This is a genomic window from Micromonospora sp. NPDC003944 (assembly GCF_053605225.1).
In genome coordinates this window covers 1-18,755 of the sequence record NZ_JBSGIV010000097.1, presented here as the reverse complement: position 1 = coordinate 18,755, position 18,755 = coordinate 1, and the positions used below count along the sequence as shown (strand labels likewise).

13 protein-coding genes are annotated in these 18,755 nt (G+C 70.1%); 7 read left to right on the top strand and 6 right to left on the bottom strand.

Translation table 11 applies throughout. From position 1 onward, the window contains the following. Positions 1-107: 107 nt before the first annotated feature. Complete coding sequence (asnB, locus tag ACWER9_RS29895) at positions 108-2,069, bottom strand: asparagine synthase (glutamine-hydrolyzing) (RefSeq protein ID WP_452304982.1); 1,962 nt, start codon at positions 2,067-2,069, stop codon at positions 108-110. A gap of 132 nt (positions 2,070-2,201) precedes the next feature. On the opposite strand from asnB, the gene ACWER9_RS29890 reads away from it, so the two are divergent. From ACWER9_RS29890 to ACWER9_RS29880, 3 genes are all read left to right on the top strand, one after another. Then, positions 2,202-3,683 carry an aminopeptidase P family protein gene (locus ACWER9_RS29890; protein WP_452304981.1) on the top strand — a complete coding sequence of 494 codons (1,482 nt, stop codon included), beginning with the start codon at positions 2,202-2,204 and terminating at the stop codon, positions 3,681-3,683. A 906-nt stretch (positions 3,684-4,589) separates the two neighbouring features. Continuing rightward, the gene (locus ACWER9_RS29885; protein WP_452304980.1) at positions 4,590-6,365 is read left to right on the top strand and encodes a right-handed parallel beta-helix repeat-containing protein; all 1,776 of its coding nucleotides are present in this window, start codon (positions 4,590-4,592) and stop codon (positions 6,363-6,365) included. A 294-nt stretch (positions 6,366-6,659) separates the two neighbouring features. After that, the gene (locus ACWER9_RS29880) at positions 6,660-8,306 is read left to right on the top strand and encodes a hypothetical protein (RefSeq protein WP_452304979.1); all 1,647 of its coding nucleotides are present in this window, start codon (positions 6,660-6,662) and stop codon (positions 8,304-8,306) included. 79 nt (positions 8,307-8,385) lie between these two features. Here ACWER9_RS29880 and pulA read toward each other — a convergent pair whose 3' ends face one another. Both pulA and ACWER9_RS29870 read right to left on the bottom strand, forming a co-directional pair. After that, positions 8,386-13,881 (bottom strand): pullulanase-type alpha-1,6-glucosidase, encoded by a 5,496-nt coding sequence (gene pulA, locus ACWER9_RS29875; RefSeq protein ID WP_452304978.1) that lies wholly within the window; start codon positions 13,879-13,881, stop codon positions 8,386-8,388. Positions 13,882-13,990: 109 nt separating this feature from the next. Then, the gene (locus tag ACWER9_RS29870) at positions 13,991-14,239 is read right to left on the bottom strand and encodes a hypothetical protein (protein ID WP_452304983.1); all 249 of its coding nucleotides are present in this window, start codon (positions 14,237-14,239) and stop codon (positions 13,991-13,993) included. A gap of 13 nt (positions 14,240-14,252) precedes the next feature. Between ACWER9_RS29870 and ACWER9_RS29865 the strand changes: the two genes are divergently transcribed. Continuing rightward, the gene (locus ACWER9_RS29865) at positions 14,253-14,711 is read left to right on the top strand and encodes a hypothetical protein (RefSeq protein ID WP_452304977.1); all 459 of its coding nucleotides are present in this window, start codon (positions 14,253-14,255) and stop codon (positions 14,709-14,711) included. Between the two features lie 67 nt (positions 14,712-14,778). Here the strand turns inward: ACWER9_RS29865 and ACWER9_RS29860 are convergent, their stop codons facing one another. The 3 genes from ACWER9_RS29860 to ACWER9_RS29850 all read right to left on the bottom strand — a co-directional run bounded on the left by ACWER9_RS29860 (position 14,779) and on the right by ACWER9_RS29850 (position 16,671). Then, on the bottom strand, positions 14,779-15,459 hold the full coding sequence (locus tag ACWER9_RS29860) for a hypothetical protein (RefSeq protein WP_452304976.1): 681 nt from the start codon (positions 15,457-15,459) through the stop codon (positions 14,779-14,781). 98 nt (positions 15,460-15,557) lie between these two features. Further along, positions 15,558-15,947 carry a hypothetical protein gene (locus ACWER9_RS29855; RefSeq protein ID WP_452304975.1) on the bottom strand — a complete coding sequence of 130 codons (390 nt, stop codon included), beginning with the start codon at positions 15,945-15,947 and terminating at the stop codon, positions 15,558-15,560. A gap of 37 nt (positions 15,948-15,984) precedes the next feature. After that, entirely contained in the window at positions 15,985-16,671 is a 687-nt protein-coding gene (locus tag ACWER9_RS29850; RefSeq protein ID WP_452304974.1) for a hypothetical protein, read from the bottom strand. A 19-nt stretch (positions 16,672-16,690) separates the two neighbouring features. Here ACWER9_RS29850 and ACWER9_RS29845 point away from each other — a divergent pair, with 19 nt between their 5' ends. The 3 genes from ACWER9_RS29845 to ACWER9_RS29835 all read left to right on the top strand — a co-directional run. Further along, positions 16,691-16,879, top strand: a complete 189-nt coding sequence (locus ACWER9_RS29845; protein WP_452304984.1) for a hypothetical protein — start codon at positions 16,691-16,693, stop codon at positions 16,877-16,879. 66 nt (positions 16,880-16,945) lie between these two features. Then, positions 16,946-17,668 carry an alpha/beta hydrolase gene (locus ACWER9_RS29840; protein ID WP_452304973.1) on the top strand — a complete coding sequence of 241 codons (723 nt, stop codon included), beginning with the start codon at positions 16,946-16,948 and terminating at the stop codon, positions 17,666-17,668. Between the two features lie 806 nt (positions 17,669-18,474). Then, positions 18,475-18,755, top strand: a 281-nt coding sequence (locus ACWER9_RS29835) for a C39 family peptidase (RefSeq protein ID WP_452304972.1), incomplete at its 3' end; no start/stop codon positions are given.

The following is an 18,755-nucleotide window of genomic DNA, read 5'->3' as shown; positions in this document are numbered from 1 at the left end:
GCGTCATCCGGAGCGGTTCCGGTGACGCAAACCTCTTGATCAACAGGGTCGGGCAGGGTTGGGCAGGGTCGGGGGGGTTGGGCAGGGTTGGGCAGGGTTGGGCAGGGTCAGCGGACCATGGAACCTACTACCGGCTTCGTGAGCAGTGCCGACTGGTTGCGCTGGATACCCGGGTCGAGGGTCTTGGCCACGAAGATCGCGTGCCAGATGCAGAAGATCAGCACCGTCCACACCTTGCGGGAGTGGTCGGCCTCCTCCCGCTTGTGCTCGTCGAGCAGCCGCAGCGCGTACGACAGGTCGAGCAGGTCGCCCGCGCCCGAGGTGCTCAGCACGTGCCGGGCCCACTCGTACATCTCGCCGCGCAGCCAGACCCGGGTCGGGGTCGGGAAGCCCAGCTTCTTGCGGTTGACGATGGCCGGCGGCACGACGCCCTGCAACGCCTGGCGCATCGCGTACTTGGTGGCGTCGGAGCGCGGCGGCAGCTTCAGGTCGACCGGGATCTTCGCCGCGACGTCGAAGACCTCACGGTCGAGGAACGGCACCCGCACCTCGAGCGAGTGCGACATCGAGATCCGGTCGGCCTTCACCAGGATGTCGCCGCGCAGCCAGGTGTAGAGGTCGACGTACTGCATCTTGGTGACGTCGTCGAGCTCCGTGCACTCGGCGTAGATCGGGGCGGTGACATCCGTGTAGCGCACCGAGGGGTCGTAGCGGCGCATCAGGTGCTGCTTCTCCTCCTCGGTGAACATCCGGGCGTTGCCGTAGTAACGCTCCTCGATCGGGGTCGTGCCGCGCTCCAGGAAGCTCTTGCCCTTGACCCCCTGCGGGATCGCCTTGGAGACCGCGCGCAGCCCCTTCTGCACACCGCCGGGCAGGCCGTTGACGCTGCCCAGTGACAGCGGCTCCCGGTAGATCGTGTAGCCGCCGAAGAACTCGTCCGCACCCTCACCGGAGAGCACCACGGTGACGTGCTCGGCGGCCTTCTTGGCCACGAAGTAGAGGGGCACCAACGCCGGGTCGGCCACCGGGTCGTCCAGGTGCCAGACGATCTTCGGCAGCGCGTCGATCATGTCCTGCGGACCGATCTTGGTGGGGATCGTCGTGACGTCGAGGTGCCGGGCGGAGTCCTGGGCGACGTCGATCTCCGAGTAACCCGGCACGTCGTAGCCCACCGTGAAGGTCAGGATGTTCGGGTTGAACTCCCGCGCCAACGCCACCACCGCCGTGGAGTCGATGCCGCTGGACAGGAACGAGCCGACCGGCACGTCGGAGCGCATGTGCATGCGCACGCTCTCCCGCAGCGTCTCGCGGATCTCGTGGTAGAGCTTCTGCTCGTCGTCGACCGGCGCCGGCCGGAACACCGGCCGGTACCACCGACGTACGTCGATCCGGCCGCCGGGGGTCCAGTTCAGGTACTCCCCCGAACCGATCCGGCTGATGCCCTTGTGCAGGGTGCCGGGCTCGGGGACGTACTGGAGGGTCAGGTAGTGGCTCAGGTTGGCGGGGTCGACGCCCGCGTCGCCCTGGTAGTTGCTGTGTGCGAAGGGCAGCAGCGCCTTCTTCTCCGAGGCCAGGTAGAGGCCGTCGGCGGTCTCCAGGTAGTGCATCGGCTTGATGCCGAAGTAGTCGCGAGCACCGAACGCCCGGCGCTCCTGCCGGTCCCAGATGACGAAGGCGAACATGCCGCGCAACCGGGTGAGCACCTGCTCACCCCAGTAGTGGTAGCCCGCGACGATCACCTCACCGTCACCGGCGGTGGCGAACTGGGCACCGAAGTTTCTGATCAACTCCTCGCGCAGCTCGATGTAGTTGTAGATCTCGCCGTTGAAGGTCAGCAGGTAACGGCCGTTCGCGTAGGGCAGTGGCTCGTGGCTCGACGCGACGTCGATGATGGCCAGCCGCTTGTGGGCGAACACGCCGTCCGCGTACCGGCCGGAGGCGTCGCCGACCACCTCGACCCCGGTCTCGTCGGGGCCGCGGTGGTGCAGGCATTCCAACGCTCCGGCGATGTGGTCGCGATGCGCAGCGGCGTTGCCGTTCGCGCTGAAGAAGGCCAGAAGTCCGCACATGGTGGCCATCTTTCCACGCGCGTTGTCGGCCCTTGCAGCCGTCCGTCGATCCGCCCGACTCCCGGGGGGCGTTACCGCGAACCGGGCGCGCGGTACCGTCGGGACCAGCAACGTAGCGGAGGGAGCGGCGCAATGACCGAGGGACAGACCGACGGTACGCCGACGGACGGTACGGAATCGCACGATCCGGACTTCCCGGAGGCGTTCCTGTCCTTCATGCGGCAGGGCTGGCGCGACACCGCGCTCCCCGTTACGCCCCGCCCGGAGACCCCCAACTACGCCAAGCGGCGGGCGACCCTCTCGGCTGCCTTCCCCGGCGAGACGCTGGTGATCCCCACCGGCACCGAGAAGGTCCGGGCCAACGACACCGACTACCCGTTCCGGCCCGGCAGTGACTTCGCCTACCTGACCGGCGACCACGACGCCGACAGCGTGCTGGTGCTGCGGCCGAACGGCTCCGGGCACGACGCGATGCTGTACATGCGGCCCCGGTCCTCCCGGGAGACCGACGAGTTCTTCCGCAGCCGCAACGGCGAGCTGTGGGTGGGCCGCCGGCACACCCTCGGCGAGAAGTCGACCGAGCTGGGCCTACCCACCGCCGACCTGACCGCACTGGAAGCGACGCTCGCCGACCTCGCTCCGGGGCGTACCCGCGTGTTGCGTGGTTTCGACGCCCAGGTGGACGCGGCCGTCCGCCCCTACGACGGGCCCCGCGCCGAGGGCCAGCCGGCCCGGGACCGCGAGCTGGCCATCGCCATCTCGGAGATGAAGCTGGTCAAGGACGAGTGGGAGATCGGCCAACTCCAGGACGCGATCGACGCCACAGTGCGCGGCTTCGAGGACGTGGCCCGGATCCTGCCGGCCGACCGTGCGGTCTCCGAGCGGCTCCTGGAGGGCGTGTTCGCGCTGCGGGCCCGCCACGACGGCAACGACGTCGGGTACGGCTCGATCGTCGGCGCCGGCGAGCACGCCACGATCCTGCACTGGGTGCACAACCACGGCGCCACCCGACCCGGTGACCTGCTGCTGATGGACATGGGGGTCGAGGGCCACAACCTCTACACCGCCGACGTGACCCGGGTCCTGCCGGTGAGCGGACGCTTCACCGCGCTGCAACGCCAGGTCTACGACATCGTGTACGCCTCGCAGCAGGCCGGCATCGAGGCCATCCACCCCGGCGTGAAGTTCAAGGACGTCCACCTGACCTGCATGCGGGTCCTCGCCGAAGGCCTTTCCGACCTGGGTCTGCTGCCGGTGAGCGTGGACGAGGCGATGGACGAGAAGTCGACGGTCTACCGCCGGTGGACGCTGCACGGCTTCGGCCACATGCTCGGCATCGACGTGCACGACTGCTCCAACGCGCGCAAGGAGACGTACCGCGACGGCGCGCTGGGCGAGGGCTACGTGCTCACCGTCGAGCCCGGCCTGTACTTCCAGCCCGAGGACGAGCTGGTCCCCGCCGAGCTGCGCGGCGTCGGCATCCGGATCGAGGACGACGTGCTTGTCACCGCGACCGGTGCCACGAACCTCTCGGCCGGGCTGCCCCGCACCTCCGACGAGGTCGAGACCTGGCTAGCCGAGCAGCGCGAAGCCGGCCCCCGCCTGCCCAGCTGACCCACCCACCACTTCTGCCCGTCCCGCGTGACCTCTCGTCCAGGGCTGGCGGGTCGAGGCCCGGCCCCGTAATCCACTCGGTTTCCTGAAAGTCGCGCTATCCCAGCCGCTCGGATAGCGCGATTTCCAGGAAGCCGAGTGGATCACGCGCCGGGGGCGAGGTAGGGGCGGTATTCGCACAGCTCAAAGCCCTCGACTGCGATGACACATCGTGTCGCGCGCCGCCCCTAGTGGGCTCACCACGTCGACCGGCCTCGCTGTCGACCGAACGCGCCACCGACTGGCCGCCACAGGCAACCTCGCCGCACGCTGACCCCACCGCACGCTGACCCCACCGGCACGGTGACCCCACCGGCACGCTGACCCCACCGCACCCTGACCCCACCGCGCGCTCACCGCGCCCCGCGCGGCCGCGCCACAGGCCAACCTGGCCGGTCCAGTGGAATCCGAAGGCCAGCCGGTAAGCGGTGCAGCGCCGCGGCGGTGCCCCTCGCCGTGAGGTGACTCCGCCAGAAGTCGACCCCGCCTTGATCCACTCCGTTCCCTGAAAGTCACGCTATCCCGGCCGCTCGGATGGCACGTTTTCCAGGAAGCCGAGTGGATCAAGGCTGGGCAGCCTTGATCGCCACCCGCACGCCCGCGCCCCCGGCCTGGCGAGCGATGCGCTCGCCCGTGCCGCGACGCCTCTCACTGACGTTTGTGCTGCTCAGAGGCCTTCATCCCACCCCGACCCGGGTGCCCGCCGTCACGTCGGCTGCGCCGAATGCGTGGTTATCTCGGATGCGTCCGCATCGCGAAGATGGTTCTCATACGGTGGGGATCAGTGGCTGCAACCCATTTGTAGCTGGTCGTGGCACCTCGGGTGGTGCGATCCCGTCTGGTAGCAGGAAAGGGCGGAAGGCTCTGATGTCCAACGACGTAACGAGTACCGACGGCGGGGCGTCGACAGCTCCGCCGACACGGCGAAGGCGGGCGCTCTGGGTCGCCGGTGTGGCCGGGCTGACCGGCGTGGTCGGCCTGGCGGCCCTCGGCGGCGTCGCCGCTCGGGACGACAAACCGAAGTCCGAGCAGGTGTCCGACGCGCAGCCGTCGACCAACCGGCAGAACGTCAGCGACGGCGGCGGCGCGGACAAGAACGGCGCCAAGGACGACGGCGGTCAGGGCGACGACTGGAGCAGCGACGACTGGAGCGGCTTCGACGACCAGTCCGGCAAGGATGGCAAGGATGGCCGGGACGGCAAGCACGACGAGAAGGACCGCACCAAACAGGTCCCGTGCGACACCGACAAGCTCATCCAGGCGATCACGTTCGCCAACAACGAGGACGGCGGTGTGCTGGAGCTGGCCAAGGGCTGCACCTACACGCTGACTCGCAACCAGGACGGCAACGGCCTCCCGGTGATCACCGAGCACATCACCCTCAAGGGTGAGCACACCACCATCGGCCGCGAAGCCACGGCCGACTACTTCCGCATCCTCAACGTCGGTGCCGGCGGGCACCTCACGCTCAAGGGCCTGAGCATCAGGGGTGGCCAGACCCTTCAATCTGCGATAACCGCCGACCCGGCGACGGTCTGGGCGCCGTACTCCGCAGTGGTCCGCACCACCGTGGCCAAGCCACCGGCCGCCACCGCAGCGCCGGCCAAGGCCACCACCAAGACCGCGCCGCCCGCCAAGGCAGCACCCGCCAAGGCAGCGGCCACCAAGGCAGTGGCCACCAAGGCAGCACCCGCCAAGGCAGCAACAGCCAAGCCGGTAGCCGCGCCAGCGACGCCGGTGGGCGCCGCGACGGCGGTGACGCCGCTTGTCGAGCAGCCCGGGTTCAGAGACGGCGCCGGGGTGCTCGTGCAGCCTGGTGGTCGCGCGGAGATCCTGGACAGCGAGTTGCTCTACAACCAGTCCAGCGGCAACGGCGGCGGGTTGGCCAACTTCGGCAGCACCAGGCTCAGCAAGGCGACGGTCGCGCACAACACCGCGTTCTTCTTCGGCGGTGGCATCTTCAACGCCGGCGTACTCCAGGTCGACGAGTCGAAGATCAAGGACAACACCGGGATCATCGGCGGCGGCGGCATCTCGAATGGTGCTGCGGAGATCTTCACCGAGGACGTCGACGGCGGCTCGGTCTGGGTCTACAAGAGCGAGATCACCGACAACGAGACGCTCGGCTTCGGCGGCGGCGTCCTGGACGTCGAGGGCACCACCACGTTGCACCAGACGACGGTCAGTGACAACACCGCGGTCCTCGCCGGTGGTGGCGTCGCGGTGGCCGACAGCCAGCTCACCCTCAAGGACGCCACGGTGGCCAAGAACAGCACCGCCGGCGTGGGTGGTGGCCTGGCGGTGGCCTTCGACAGCGTCGCGACGATCGAGAACAGCAGGATCAAGGACAACACCGCGGGGTTCTTCGGTGCCGGCCTCTACAACGAGGACAGCGTCACCACGCTGCGCGAGACCGAGGTGTCGGGCAACCGTGCCGTCGGCCCGCTCGGCAGCGGCGGCGGCATCTACAACACCGACGGCGGCGAGGTCAGCCTCCACCGGACGAAGGTGACGCACAACTTCGCCACCCTGCCGCCGGGCGGGATCTCCAACGGCCTCGGCAGCTTCGTGCGGCTCGACGACGAGTCCGTCGTGTCCGCCAACCGCCCCACCAACTGCCTGAACGTTCCCGACTGTTTCTGAGCGGAACGGATGGCTGATCCACATAGAGGGTGCGCCCTTCCGAGCCCTGACCGGCTCGGAGGGGCGTACCCATTTGGGCAGGTCAGGGGCGCTCAGGGCGGCTTGGGCGATGCCGTGCCGGTCCGCACCCCGTTGTGAGCAACATGAACCGAATGTGGGCTTCTCTCGGATAAGCCCGCGAGGCGAGGAACCTTCTCATACGGTGGTTTTGGGAGCTACAACCGATTTGTAGCAGGGGACGCCCGTCTGACGGCGGCGACCCTGTCTGGTACGAGGAGAGGGCAGAGAGCTCCGATGTCCAACTACCTAACGAACAACGAAGCCTCCGGGCGGGCGACGGCCAAGCGCCGCCGCAAGCTCTGGCTCGCCAGTGGCGTGGCCGGTTTGACGGGCGTGATCAGTCTCGCGGCGGTGGGCGTCGCGGGCAGCGCCGGAGCGGTCGGCTTGAACTGGAACACCGCGCAGGTCAGCAAGGACGGCGACCAGCGGGGTGACGAAGGGCGCGACTGGGACAAGGACCAGAACCGGGACGACAACAAGGACCGGGACAAGGACCACGAGCGCGGGAAGGAGGTGCCCTGCGACACCGACAAGCTGATTCAGGCCATCGTGTTCGCCAACAACAAGCACGGCGGTGTGCTGGAACTGGCCAAGGGCTGCACCTACAACCTGACCCGCAACGACTACCAGGGCAACGGCCTGCCGGTGATCACCGAGCGGATCACGCTCAAGGGTGAGCACACCACGATCGCCCGCGAGGCCACGGCCGACTACTTCCGGATCCTCAACGTCGGCAGCGGTGGACACCTCACCATCAAGGGCCTGACCATCAAGGGCGGCCAGACCCTCGAGCGGTACAACGGTGTCGAGCCGGCGGCCGTCTGGGCGTCGTACTCGGACTCCGAGGCCATCGCGGCGCAGGTGAAGGCAGGGGTTCCGCTGAACCAGGCCCTCACCGCCCGGCAGGCCAACCCGAAGGCGGGCCTGACGGCGGCGCCGAAGGTCACGGCCAAGGCCGCGCCGGCTGCCAAGGCGGGCGTCGTCACGCCGCTCGTCGAGTACCCGGAGGACACCGACGGTGCCGGCATCCTGGTCCAGCCGGGTGGCACCGCCGAGATCCTGGAGTCCGAGGTCGTGCTGAACCAGTCGGGCAGCAACGGTGGTGGTGTGGCCAACTTCGGCACCACGAAGATCTGGCACAGCACCGTGACCCGTAACACCGCCTTCTTCTTCGGTGGTGGCGTGTTCAACGCCGGCCTGCTCAAGGTCGAGGAGTCGAAGATCAACGACAACACGGCCATCATCGGTGGTGGCGGTATCTCCAACGGCGCCGCGGAGATCTTCGCCGACGACGTCGACGGAGGAACGGTCGAGCTGAAGAAGGCCGAGATCACCGACAACGAGACGCTGGGCTTCGGCGGTGGCTACCTCGACATCGAGGGCAACACCACGGCGTACGAGACGAAGTTCGTCTCGAACACCGCGGTCCTCGCCGGTGGCGGTATCGCCGCTGCGGACAGCCAGCTGAACCTGCACCACGTCACGGTGGAGAAGAACAGCACCGCCGGTGTCGGTGGCGGTGTGGCCATCGCCTTCGACAGCGTGGCCACGTTCGAGAAGAGCAGCATCAAGGACAACACCGCCGGCTTCTTCGGCGGCGGGCTCTTCAACGCCTTCAGCGTCACCACGCTGCGGGACAGCGAGGTCGTCGGCAACCGGGCCATCGGCCCGATCGGGGTCGGCGGCGGCATCTTCAACATCTTCGGCGAGGTCAACCTGTCGAAGACGAAGGTCGCCCACAACTTCTCGACCTTCGCTCCGGGCGGTGTCTTCAGCTTCTTCGGGGAGGTGCGGGTGGACGACAAGTCCGCGATCACCGCGAACCGCCCGACGAACTGCCTGGCCATCCCGGGTGGCACCATCGAGAACTGCTTCGCCTGATCACCCTTCGGGTGACGAGATAGCAGAGTACCAACGGGCCGGCCCCCTTCCGCGAGACGCGGAAGGGGGCCGGTTCACGTCACTTCTGGACGAAGACCGCCACGCTGCGCGCCGGTACGGTGAACCCGCCGGTCGCCCGGTCGAACGAGGCGGTACGCAGCACCGGGTCGGCCGAGTCGACGAGCGCCGGGTGCAGTGCCACGTCCGCGTCGCGCAGACCGGTCACCGTCTGGGTGGCCGACGACGGGGTGGCGTTGAAGACGACGGTCACCGACGTCCACGGCCCTCCCAGCCCCCGGGCGTCCAGGGTCATGGTCAGCACACCCGGCGTCTCCTGGGCGCCGGACAGCGGGAACGCGACCCGTCGCTGCACCTGCTCCGCGGTGGTCAGCCCGAACACCGGCGACGACGCCCGGATGCGCAGCAACTCGGCGTACCGGGCGTCGGTGGTGTGGATCGCCGCGCAGTCCGGCACCAGCGCCGGGTCGGCCAGCAGCGGCTTGGCGTACGACCACTTGTCCTCGTTGTCGGGCGCGGGCGGCAGACCGACGCCGAACCCGTTGCCCCGCTCGCAACCCCAGCGGATCTGGTTGAACCAGTCACCGGAGTTGTACGAGTTGCGGTCGAGCGACTTCGACCGCAGCCGTTCGGTGCCGGCGGTGACGAACCCGGTGCCCTGCCCCAGCACCACGGTGCCCAGCGCCAGCACCTGCATCCGGGAGCGGTCCGCCGCCGAGGTGGCCTGCGGCAGTTTGTACGCCAACGCGTCGTACAGGATCTCGTTGTCGTGTGCGTCGGTGTAGGTGACGGCCTCCCCCGGCGCGGCGGTGTAGCCGGCCGGGGAGCCGTTGTAGTCCACCTGCGCCCCGGTGACCTGCCGCCCGGCGGTGTCGGTGAACCGGTAGCCGCGCAGGTTGCCGGTGAGCCCCACCTTGATCAGGTCGTGGGCGTGCAGCAGCCGGGTCTTCTGTTCGGTCGGTGACCCGTTCACCGCGTCGCCGTTCGGGTCGGTGTAGAGCCCGGAGGCGAAGCCCTGCACCCGTGGGTTGGCGTCGAACGGTCCGCCGCCGCGCACCGCGTCGCGCAGCCGGTCGTTGAAGGTGCCGATGCCGGTGCCGGCCATGTTGGCCTGGGTGGCCTGCACGAACCGGGCGTCGTTGGCGACCTCACCGAAGTTCCAGCCCTCGCCGTAGAGCAGGATCGACCGGCCGTCCACGCCGTCACGGGCGACGGTCAGCCGGTCCAGTGCCGCACGGACGGCCAGGATGTTCGCCTTCGGGTGGTGACCCATCAGATCGAAGCGGAAACCGTCCACCTTGTACTGCTTCGCCCAGGTGAGGAGCGAGTCGACCACCAGCTTGCCCATCATGGCGTGCTCGGGGGCGGTGTTGGCGCAGCAGGTGGAGTTGGCCACCGCACCGTCCTCAAGCAGCCGGTGGTAATAGCCGGGCACGATCTGGTCGAGCACCGACTTCGCGTCGGTGCCGGCCGCCGCCGTGTGGTTGTAGACCACGTCCATGACCACGCGCAGCCCGGCGTCGTTCGCCCCGGCGACCATCCGCCGGAACTCGCCGGTGCGTGCCGCGCCGACCGGGTCGACGGCGTAGCCGCCCTCGGGCACGGTGTAGTGCAGCGGGTCGTACCCCCAGTTGTAGCCGTCGGTCTCGGCGACCGCCGCCACGCACTTCTGCTGCTCGGCCGAGTCCGGCGGGAGCGCCGCCAGCTCGCAGGCCGGCTGGCGCTGGTCGGCCCGCCGCTCGGGGATCGTCGCGAAGTCGAACGCCGGCAGCAGGTGCAGGTGGGTGACCCCGGCGTCGCCGAGCGCCCGCAGGTGGGTCATGCCGGCGGTCTTCGGGTCGGTGAAGGCGAGGAACGTCCCCCGCCGGTCGGCCGGCACGGTCTCGTCGGCGATGGAGAAGTCCCGCACGGACAGCTCGGTGATCTGCGCCTTCGCGGGCGGCACCGGCGCCGGTTTGCGCAGGGTGCGCCACCCGGCCGGGGCCAGCGCCGGGTCGTTCAGGTCGACGAGCTGGCTGTGCGTGGAGTCGGCGGCGAGGGCCACCGAGTACGGGTCGGTGACGGTCGCGGTGACCACCCGCTGCGCCGCCGGCTGCCAGGCCCGCACCTCGTAGCGGTAGTACCTGCCGGTCCAGGAGCGCTCACCGCGCACCGACCAGACGCCGGTGCGGTCGTCGCGGCGCATCGGCACCGTCTTCGGCGCGGCGGTGGGCGAGTCGAACAGGTGCAGGCGCACGCTCTGGGCGGTCGGCGCCCACAGCGCGAGGCTCGGCGTCCGCCCCGCGAACGTGGGCCCGAGGGTGGCGTCGGTCGCTCGGGAGTACACGTCGTCGATCACGCCGGGGGTCTGCACGCCCGTCGCGGCGAGCAGCGCGCCGTCGGCGTCGCGCTCGGTGACGAGCAACTGCCCCCGCAGCGCCGCCGGGACCGAGGCCAGGTCCGCGCGGTCCAGCGCGAAGCTACGGTACGACCACAGGTGCGGGAACCTGTCGCGTTGGGCCTCGGTGAGCCCGTTGCGCTGCGCCCGCAACGGCATCGTGGTGTACGTGCCGGTCAGCTCGCCGTCGACCACGCCGACCCCGCCGGTGGGCGCGACGACGAGCGCGTACGTCCTGCCGTCGGTCGACGGTCTCTGCCACGCCACGGTGGACCTGTCGATCCAGTGCGCCTTCTGCTTGCTGATGTCGGTGTCCCCGGTGGCGGTGGTGGCCGTCGACGGCAGCAGGCGGCCCGCCGTGGCGGCGAGCAGCCACACCTCCCGGCCGGCGCTGGCGAAGTCGAGCCGCTGGTCGTCGGGCAGGTCCTTGGTGTCACCGTTGTGGATGATGTAGTTCAGCCCGGTGGCACCGGCCGCCAGCGGCACCCGGAACACCGCCCCGAACGCGTCGACGGTGCTCGGCCGCAGCGGGGCGGACCACTCGGTCGGGTTGGCCGCCCCGTCCCACACGTGCAGGCCCCAGCCGTCGTAGTTGCCGTCGGCCCGCCGGTAGTGCAGCACGGCGGTGCCCTCCTCGACCGGCGGGTCCGGCTCACCGGTGGCCGCCTGCCGGCTCGGATAGATCGCCGGGTCACCCTGTTTGAGCCAGATCTCACCGGTCCGGGTGACATCGATGCTGCGGTCCTGGGCGACGTCCTTCGTACCAGCCTTGTCGACGACCAGGAAGTTCACCGACGCCGCACCCGGCTTGAGTTTCACCCAGGCGAACCGGCCGTAGGAGTCCTCGCCGGCGAACGGCTGCCCCTTCGGCCACTCGGTGACGTACGCCGGGTCGACGTCGCCCCAGGCGTAGAGCCCCCAGTCGTCGTACCCGCCGGCGGGGCGCTGGTAGTGCACCACCGCCCACTCCCGGGAACTGCCCGGCGCCGGGGACCCGACGACAGCTGTGGACCTGGCGGTGGCGGTACGGCCCCGACCGTCGCGGACCACCGCCTTGTACTCGACCCGGGTTCCACCGGCGAGACCGGTCAGGTCGTGCTGCACGGTGTACGGGGCGTGGTCGGCGCTGCCCAGCAGCGTCCACCGGCCGCCGGCGACCCGGGCCGCGACGGTGACGGTGGCCAGCGGATCGCCGGTCACCCGTGCGGTGACCGCTGCCCGGGTGGCGACGGGCGCACCAGGAACCGGGTTGGTGATGATGATCGTCGGCTTGTCGGCCGCCGCCGCGACGGGGCTGCCGGCCCGGTACACCACCGCCGACAGCGGCGGCACGGTGAGTGTCAGCTCCCCGTCCCCGCCTGCGGTGGCACGGTCGGTGCCGCCGTAGATGCCGCTGAAGGTGGCGCCGGCCGACCAGGTGTCCACGGTGACAGTCTGCGCGGTGTCCGCGTTGTTCAGCGCCACCACGTACTCGGTGCGCTCGGTCGGGGCGATCCGGGAAGCGGCGAAGACGCCCGGCCCGTCGTCCGCGTACCGGGTGACCTGCACCCCGTCGCGCAGCGCCGGGTGTGCCTGGCGCAACCGGCCCAGGTCGGCGATGGTCCGGTACAGCGGGTGGGCCGGGTCGAACTGGTCGTCGGCGTGGGTGCGGTCGGTGCCGAGCAGGTCGTCGTCGAGGTAGTCGGGGACCTTCGACGCGAACATGTCCTGGCGGGCGTCCTTGTCCCCACCCGGGCCGGTGAAGCCCTGTTCGTCGCCGGAGTAGACCACCGGCTGGCCACGGGTCAGGAACATCAACTGGTGCGCGAGCTGGTCACGACGCAGGTGGCTGGCCGGGTCACTGCCACCACCGGCGATGAACGAACCGATCCGGCCCATGTCGTGGTTGCCGAGGAAGGTGGGCAACCGGCCCGCGTCGGTGTCCCGGGCCGCGTAGAGGTCGTCGCGGGCGTACACGTCGGCGAGGGCCTTCGCGGGGCCGGCGCCGGCCGTGAAGCCCCGCGCGGCCTCCTGGAAGGCGAAGTCGAGGGTGGCGGGAAGGCCTCCCTGCCGGACGTAGCTGGAGCTGATCTCCGGGTCGGCGCTGTACACCTCGCCGAACATGAAGAAGTCCTTTTTGCCGGCCTTCTCGGCGGCCCGCTCGATGCCCTGGCTGAACTGCGGCCAGAAGTCCATGTTGACGTGCTTCACGGTGTCCAGCCGGAATCCGTCGACGCCGGTCGCGCCGATCCAGTCCCCGTACGCCTTGGTCAGCCCCCGGACCACCTCGGGACGCTCGGTCCACAGGTCGTCGAGGCCGAAGAAGTCGCCGTACTCGCTGTTCTCGCCGGCGAAGGTGGAGTCACCCCGGTTGTGGTACATGGTGACGTCGTTCAGCCAGGCCGGCACCTTGACGCTGGCGTCCTTCGGCTCGGCGAACGTCGGCGTGTACGGGAAGGACTCGTCGTCGACCGGCGGGAACGCGCGGCTGCCGTCGGCGTAGTTGCGGTCCTCGAACGCCCGGCCCTGGGCGTCGGTGTACGGCGAGGTCGCCTTGTCGACGTAGGCGTACCTGTCTTCGGCGTAGTTGATGACGTCGGCGGTGTGGTTGACGATCACGTCGAGGTAGATCTTCATGCCGCGCTGGTGGGCGAGCTTGACCAGCCGCTTCATCTCCTCCATGGTGCCGAAGTGCGGGTCCACCTGGGTGAAGTCGGTGATCCAGTAGCCGTGGTAGCCGGCGGAGATGTCGTTGCCGGCACCCTGCACCGGCCGGTTCTTGAAGACCGGGGCGAGCCAGATGGCAGTCGTGCCCATCCCCTGGATGTAGTCCAACTTGTCGATGACACCCTTCAGGTCACCGCCGTGGTAGAAGCCCTTGTCGGTCGGGTCGAGGCCGGTCCGCAGCCGGTCGCCGGTGAGGCCGCCCCGGTCGTTGCGGGGGTCTCCGTTGGCGAACCGGTCCGGCAGGACGAAGTAGAACTGCTCGGCCCGGGCGGAGGTGCCGCCCGCCTTCAGCAGCGCCTCGGCGGTGGGTTCGGCACTCCACTGCGGCGCGCCGGCGAGCACGAGTGGGGCGCCGTCGGACGGGCGGGGGCCTGCCGCGGCGGGGTGCACGGCGACCGGAGCGCCGACGAGCGTGACGGTGAGCAGTGAGGCAAGGGCCAGCAGGGCGGTTCCTGAAATCGGCGAGGGTCTCATCGACGCCTTCCTCTGGTCGCTGATGGGCGCACGCTAACCCTTGCCGAAACATTCTGCAATGCCTTGCAAACATGGTCGCAACACAGCAGCAACCTTGCGGAAGTGACGCTCAGAACCCGCCGCAGCGCACTCCGTCCACAGTGCAGTACCGCGGTGTGTGTGACGCCCGCTCCATGTGGAAACGCAACGACACCGAACCACCAGGCGACACCTCGACCCCGCTGACGTACGTGAAGCCGTCGTCGCTGTGCCGGACCGTCCCCTGCGGAACGCCCTCCACCCAGGCGGTCACCAGCCGCCCACCGGAGTACTCCAACCGCACCGTCCAACCACGGCTGCGGGCGGACGTGTTGACCATCGACACCTCGCCGATGAAGCCCCCGTCGAAGCTCTGCACCACCCGGTACCGCCCGGTCATCGCCGACTGCGCCGAGGCCGCCCGGCTCGGTGACCGCGTCGCCATCGGTCTCCCGGTCGGACCGGTAGTCGGACCGACCGACGGTGACCCGGACGCGGTGCTCGGCGGCAGCCCACTGGCCCGCCCGGACAGCCCCGGCATCACCGGCACCGGAGACGGCACCGACGTGGGCGCGCTCGGCACCGACGCCGCGGACGGCACCGGCAGCGCCGGCGGCTGCGCGGCGTCCGGCGCCGGGCTACGTCCCCGGTACGCGCCCAGGGCCACGATGAGCAGGACCACCATCACGACGACACCGGCACCCACCACGATCCAGGGTGACGTGGCGATCGCCACCGGACCGTGCGGCGAGCGCGGAACACGGCGCATGCCGGACATGTACCTCCTTCAGTGGACCGTCCGGGCAGCGTAGCGATCGGTGGCCCGAGCCGGGAAGCCTCGACGGCGTACCACCGCCACAGCAGGGCCTCGGCTCCAGCTCAACCGATCCGGCAGTCGACCCCGTTGATCGTGCACGTGAGCGGCCGCTGCGCCGACTCACCCCAGCCGACGCGCAGCCGCAGCGTCCGCGAGTCACCAGGCTCCATCGAACGGGTGCCGCGCACCACGAACTTCCCGTGCCCACGCCCCCGCACCGAGACGCCCGAGTCGTCACCGACCCGCAGAGCCCACGTGTCGTCGTCGAACGCCAACTCGACCTGCCAGTCCATCGACCGACTCGACGTGTTGTCGATCGACAGCGACGCGGACTCCCCGTCCCAGCCGTCCGTACCGACCTGGTACCGGGCGCTGACCGCGCCGTCCGCCGACGCCGACGGCGCCACCAGGACACTCGTCCGACCCGGAGTCGGCGAGCCGGTCACGGTGGCCCGCGGCGACGGCGTCCGACTGCTTCGCGACGGACGCGGAGACACCGAGCGCCGCTCCACAGCGGCCGGGGTCGGCCCACTTGTGGCCGACGCCGCGCCCGGCACGGTCGGCAGGAACGCCGGAGGCGCGGCCTGCGGCGCGGCGTCCCGCTCCCTGGTCCGGAACGACAACAGCGCGACCACCAGGAGCACCACAAGCGCGCACACACCGAGCAGCACCACGATCCACGGCACCGACGCCAACACCCGCGCCGAACGCGAACCTGCCGCACCATCCGGCCGCACCGCCATCAGGTCTCCCCTCGTCCCCCACCGACGCGACAGCGTAGCCAGCGCCGCACCGACCGGAAACCGGGTGGGTACGGATCGGGCCGACCGGCCCCGGTCGGTCAGCCCGTCCGGACGACCGTGCAGATGAGTGGGCCGTCATCCGAGATACGCAGCAGGTAGCGGTACCGCTCCCCCGGCACCGCGTGCCCCCGGCTGTCCAGGAACTCCCACTCCACCGCCACCATCGTCAACAACGCGGACACCTGCTGTACGTCCTCGATCCGGGCGTGGGCCGCGACCAACTGCCGGTCCTGGTAGTCGGGCGCCGCACCCACGAAGGACAGCGCCACCGCCGCGGTGGACGTGAACGAGAAGCTGTAGGTGTCGGCCACCACCAACCCCGGCAGGGAGTAACAGCCAGCGATGGCCGGCAGGTCGCCGGAGGTCAACGCCACGCCGTACCGGTCGAAGAAGTCGGCCAACGTGTCAAGATCCGTGGAGGCGTTCACGGTCACACCAATTGCCGGTGACCGCCCAGGTCAAACCTCAGCGCGACGGCACCCGCACCTCGATCTCCGAACCCAACCGGGCGTCGGCGGCCAGACCGAGGTCGTCCCCGCTCCAGAACCGTCCCGGGTCATACCAGTTCGGACGCCGACCCGCCGGCAACAACCCCATGGCCTCATAGGTCACTGCCACCACCTCGGCGCAGTACGCCGTCTCCAGCGCCCGGTCCCGCTCTCCCGCTGACCCGGCCGGGCTGGCGACGGCCGGGGTCGGCCGAAGTGCCGGCCGGCCGGGGCGCGGCAGCGCCGGCACCCGACCCCGCACCCAGCGCCACGCCAACTGCGCCGTCGACGGGAACGGCGTACCGTCCAACCGCGCGATCGTCCGCAGCACGGCCCGCTCCATCTCCCCGTCCGCCGGCGGGTCGAGCTGCCGCAGCCAGGCCCGTTGGCCGTACCGGTTGGCCCAGACGCAGACCGCGTCCCGCAGGTCGTGCAGTTGGACGCCGCGCTGGTGGGTGCCCGACCACAGGTCCGGCAACGACCTGCCCAACTCGGCGTGCCACATCAGCGGCGGCATGTCGTCAAGCACCACCGCCATCCCGACGTGGTTCACCGGACTGTTGGTGGTGAACTGGATCGCCCGGTCCGGCACGCTGCGACCCCGGAACACCCACACGTCGCCGGTGCGGGTCAACTCGACGGCCTCATCCAGGCTGATGCTCATGAGGGTCTAGCCTAGGCCGATGCGGCAACGAATGCGGTGGTGGAAGGTTCTCGGTCTGGCCGGCCTCGCCGGCGTCGCGGCCTCCGGCGTGGTCATCGCGCGGGCCGAACGGCGGCGGCGTGCGTACACCCCGGAGGAGATCCGGCAGCGGCTGCTGGAGCGGCACGCCCAGGCCGGCGACGCCACGAAGCCCGCCGACCCGACCTGACCCACCGTCTCCTGTCGACAGTCGGCGGGGCGACCGGGGCAGGTCGAAGATCGATACGATGAGGGTATGACGACGCCCGTCGCACAACGGCCCTTCGTCCTGTCCACCCCGGCCGCGCCGATCGAACGACACGGCAGCGTAGACCTGCACCTGCCCACCGCCAGCGATCCCGCGCCCGCAGTCGTGGTGGTGCACGGCGCCCCACTGCCACCCGACGCGCCCGACCCCCGCGACTGGCTGCTCTACCGCGGCTACGGCGCACTGCTCGCCGCGAGCGGCGTGGTCACCGCGCTGGTCAGCTACCAGGTGTCCGACCTGTTGGCGCTGCCTGCCGCCGCCGACGACATCGCCGCGATGGTCGAGCAGGTCCGCGCCGACCCGCGGGTCGACCCCGAGCGGGTGGTGCTGTGGTTCTTCTCCGGCGGCGGCCTCTTCGCAGCCGACTGGCTCCGCGTCCCACCCCCCTGGCTACGCGGGATCACCCTGACGTACCCACTGCTCGTCCCCTTTCCCGGCTGGGAGGTCGACGCTCGTTTCCTGCCCGTCGACGCCCTCGACGCCGGCACGGGCGTGCCGCTGGTGCTGACCCGCGCCGGCCAGGACATCCCCCCGGTGCTGGCCGGCATCGACGCGTTCCTCCCCAAGGCGACCGCACAGGGATGGCCGATGCGGGTGATCGAGGTGCCGGACGGCCAGCACTCCTTCGACATCCTCAACCACGGCCCACAGTCCGAGGCAGCCGTCCTGGCCGCCCGCGACGCGGTCCTGGAGCTACTCAAGGCAACCTGACGGTTCCCCCCTGCCCTGCCCCGGCCCCGGCCCCGGCCCTGCCCGGCCCTGCCCCGGCCCATGCCCTGCCCCGGCCCTGCCCGGCCCTGCCCGGCCCTGCCCGGCCCGGCCCTGCCCTGCCCTGCCCTGCCACCCTGCACCGTCACCCTGCCCGTCGTCCGCCGGGGCGGTCGAGGCGTCGCCGGCGCCGCGTGATCGTGCTCGATCCTTGTTGTAGTGGCCTCGCGCCGTCGGGAGGGGCCTGTTTCCTGGATCGAGCACGATCACGCGGGCCGCGAGGTTCCGTACGGCGCGTCTCACCTGTCCGGCCAGCCAACGCGACGTGATCCACTCGCGTTTCTTGATGTCGGGGCATCCGTGGCAGCGGGACACGGCGATTTCCGTGAACGCGAGTGGATCGAGCCGCCGTGGTCGCCGTGTCCCATTCGACTACATGCAGAGGTGTCACGTTTGCCGGCTTTGGGAGGTTCTTCCGGGTGGCCTGGGTCACCTCGTCGGCGGAATCGGGGGCCGGGTCGGGTCGTTATACCTGGCATGCCACCGTGACCGTCGGGTCGTGGGGCGCGGGCAGCAGCCGTCGGGAACACCCGGCGGGTCGCCCCGGTTATATCCCCCGCACCGCCGAGCACCCCCCCGTAGGTAGGCGGAATGATCCGCTGCCGCGGTCGGTTACACCCTGTCCCGACGCCGACCCCCTTTCGCGGGTCGCCGGGCAGGACCCCTGTGAACTTTCCCCCGCACCGCCATCCACCCCCAAGGTGCGGGTGTCCCCCGAGGCATCCCCCGAGGCAGAGGAGCACGCCATCATGCGTACCGATCTGATTCGTAAGACGGCCCTGACCGCTGCTGGTCTCGCTTTCGCCGGTGGTGCGATCGCTGGTCCGGTGACCGCGGCGTACGCGATGTCGGACGCGAAGCCGGCCACCCAGACTCAGACTGACCGTAAGGGTGGTCATGGTGAGCGGGAGTTGGGTGTGCGCTACGAGGCGCAGCCGAACTTCTACTACTGCGGTCCCGCCGCTACCCGTAACGCTCTGAGTGTGCAGGGTAAGAACATCAACGTCGATGACATGGCCAAGGAGATGGG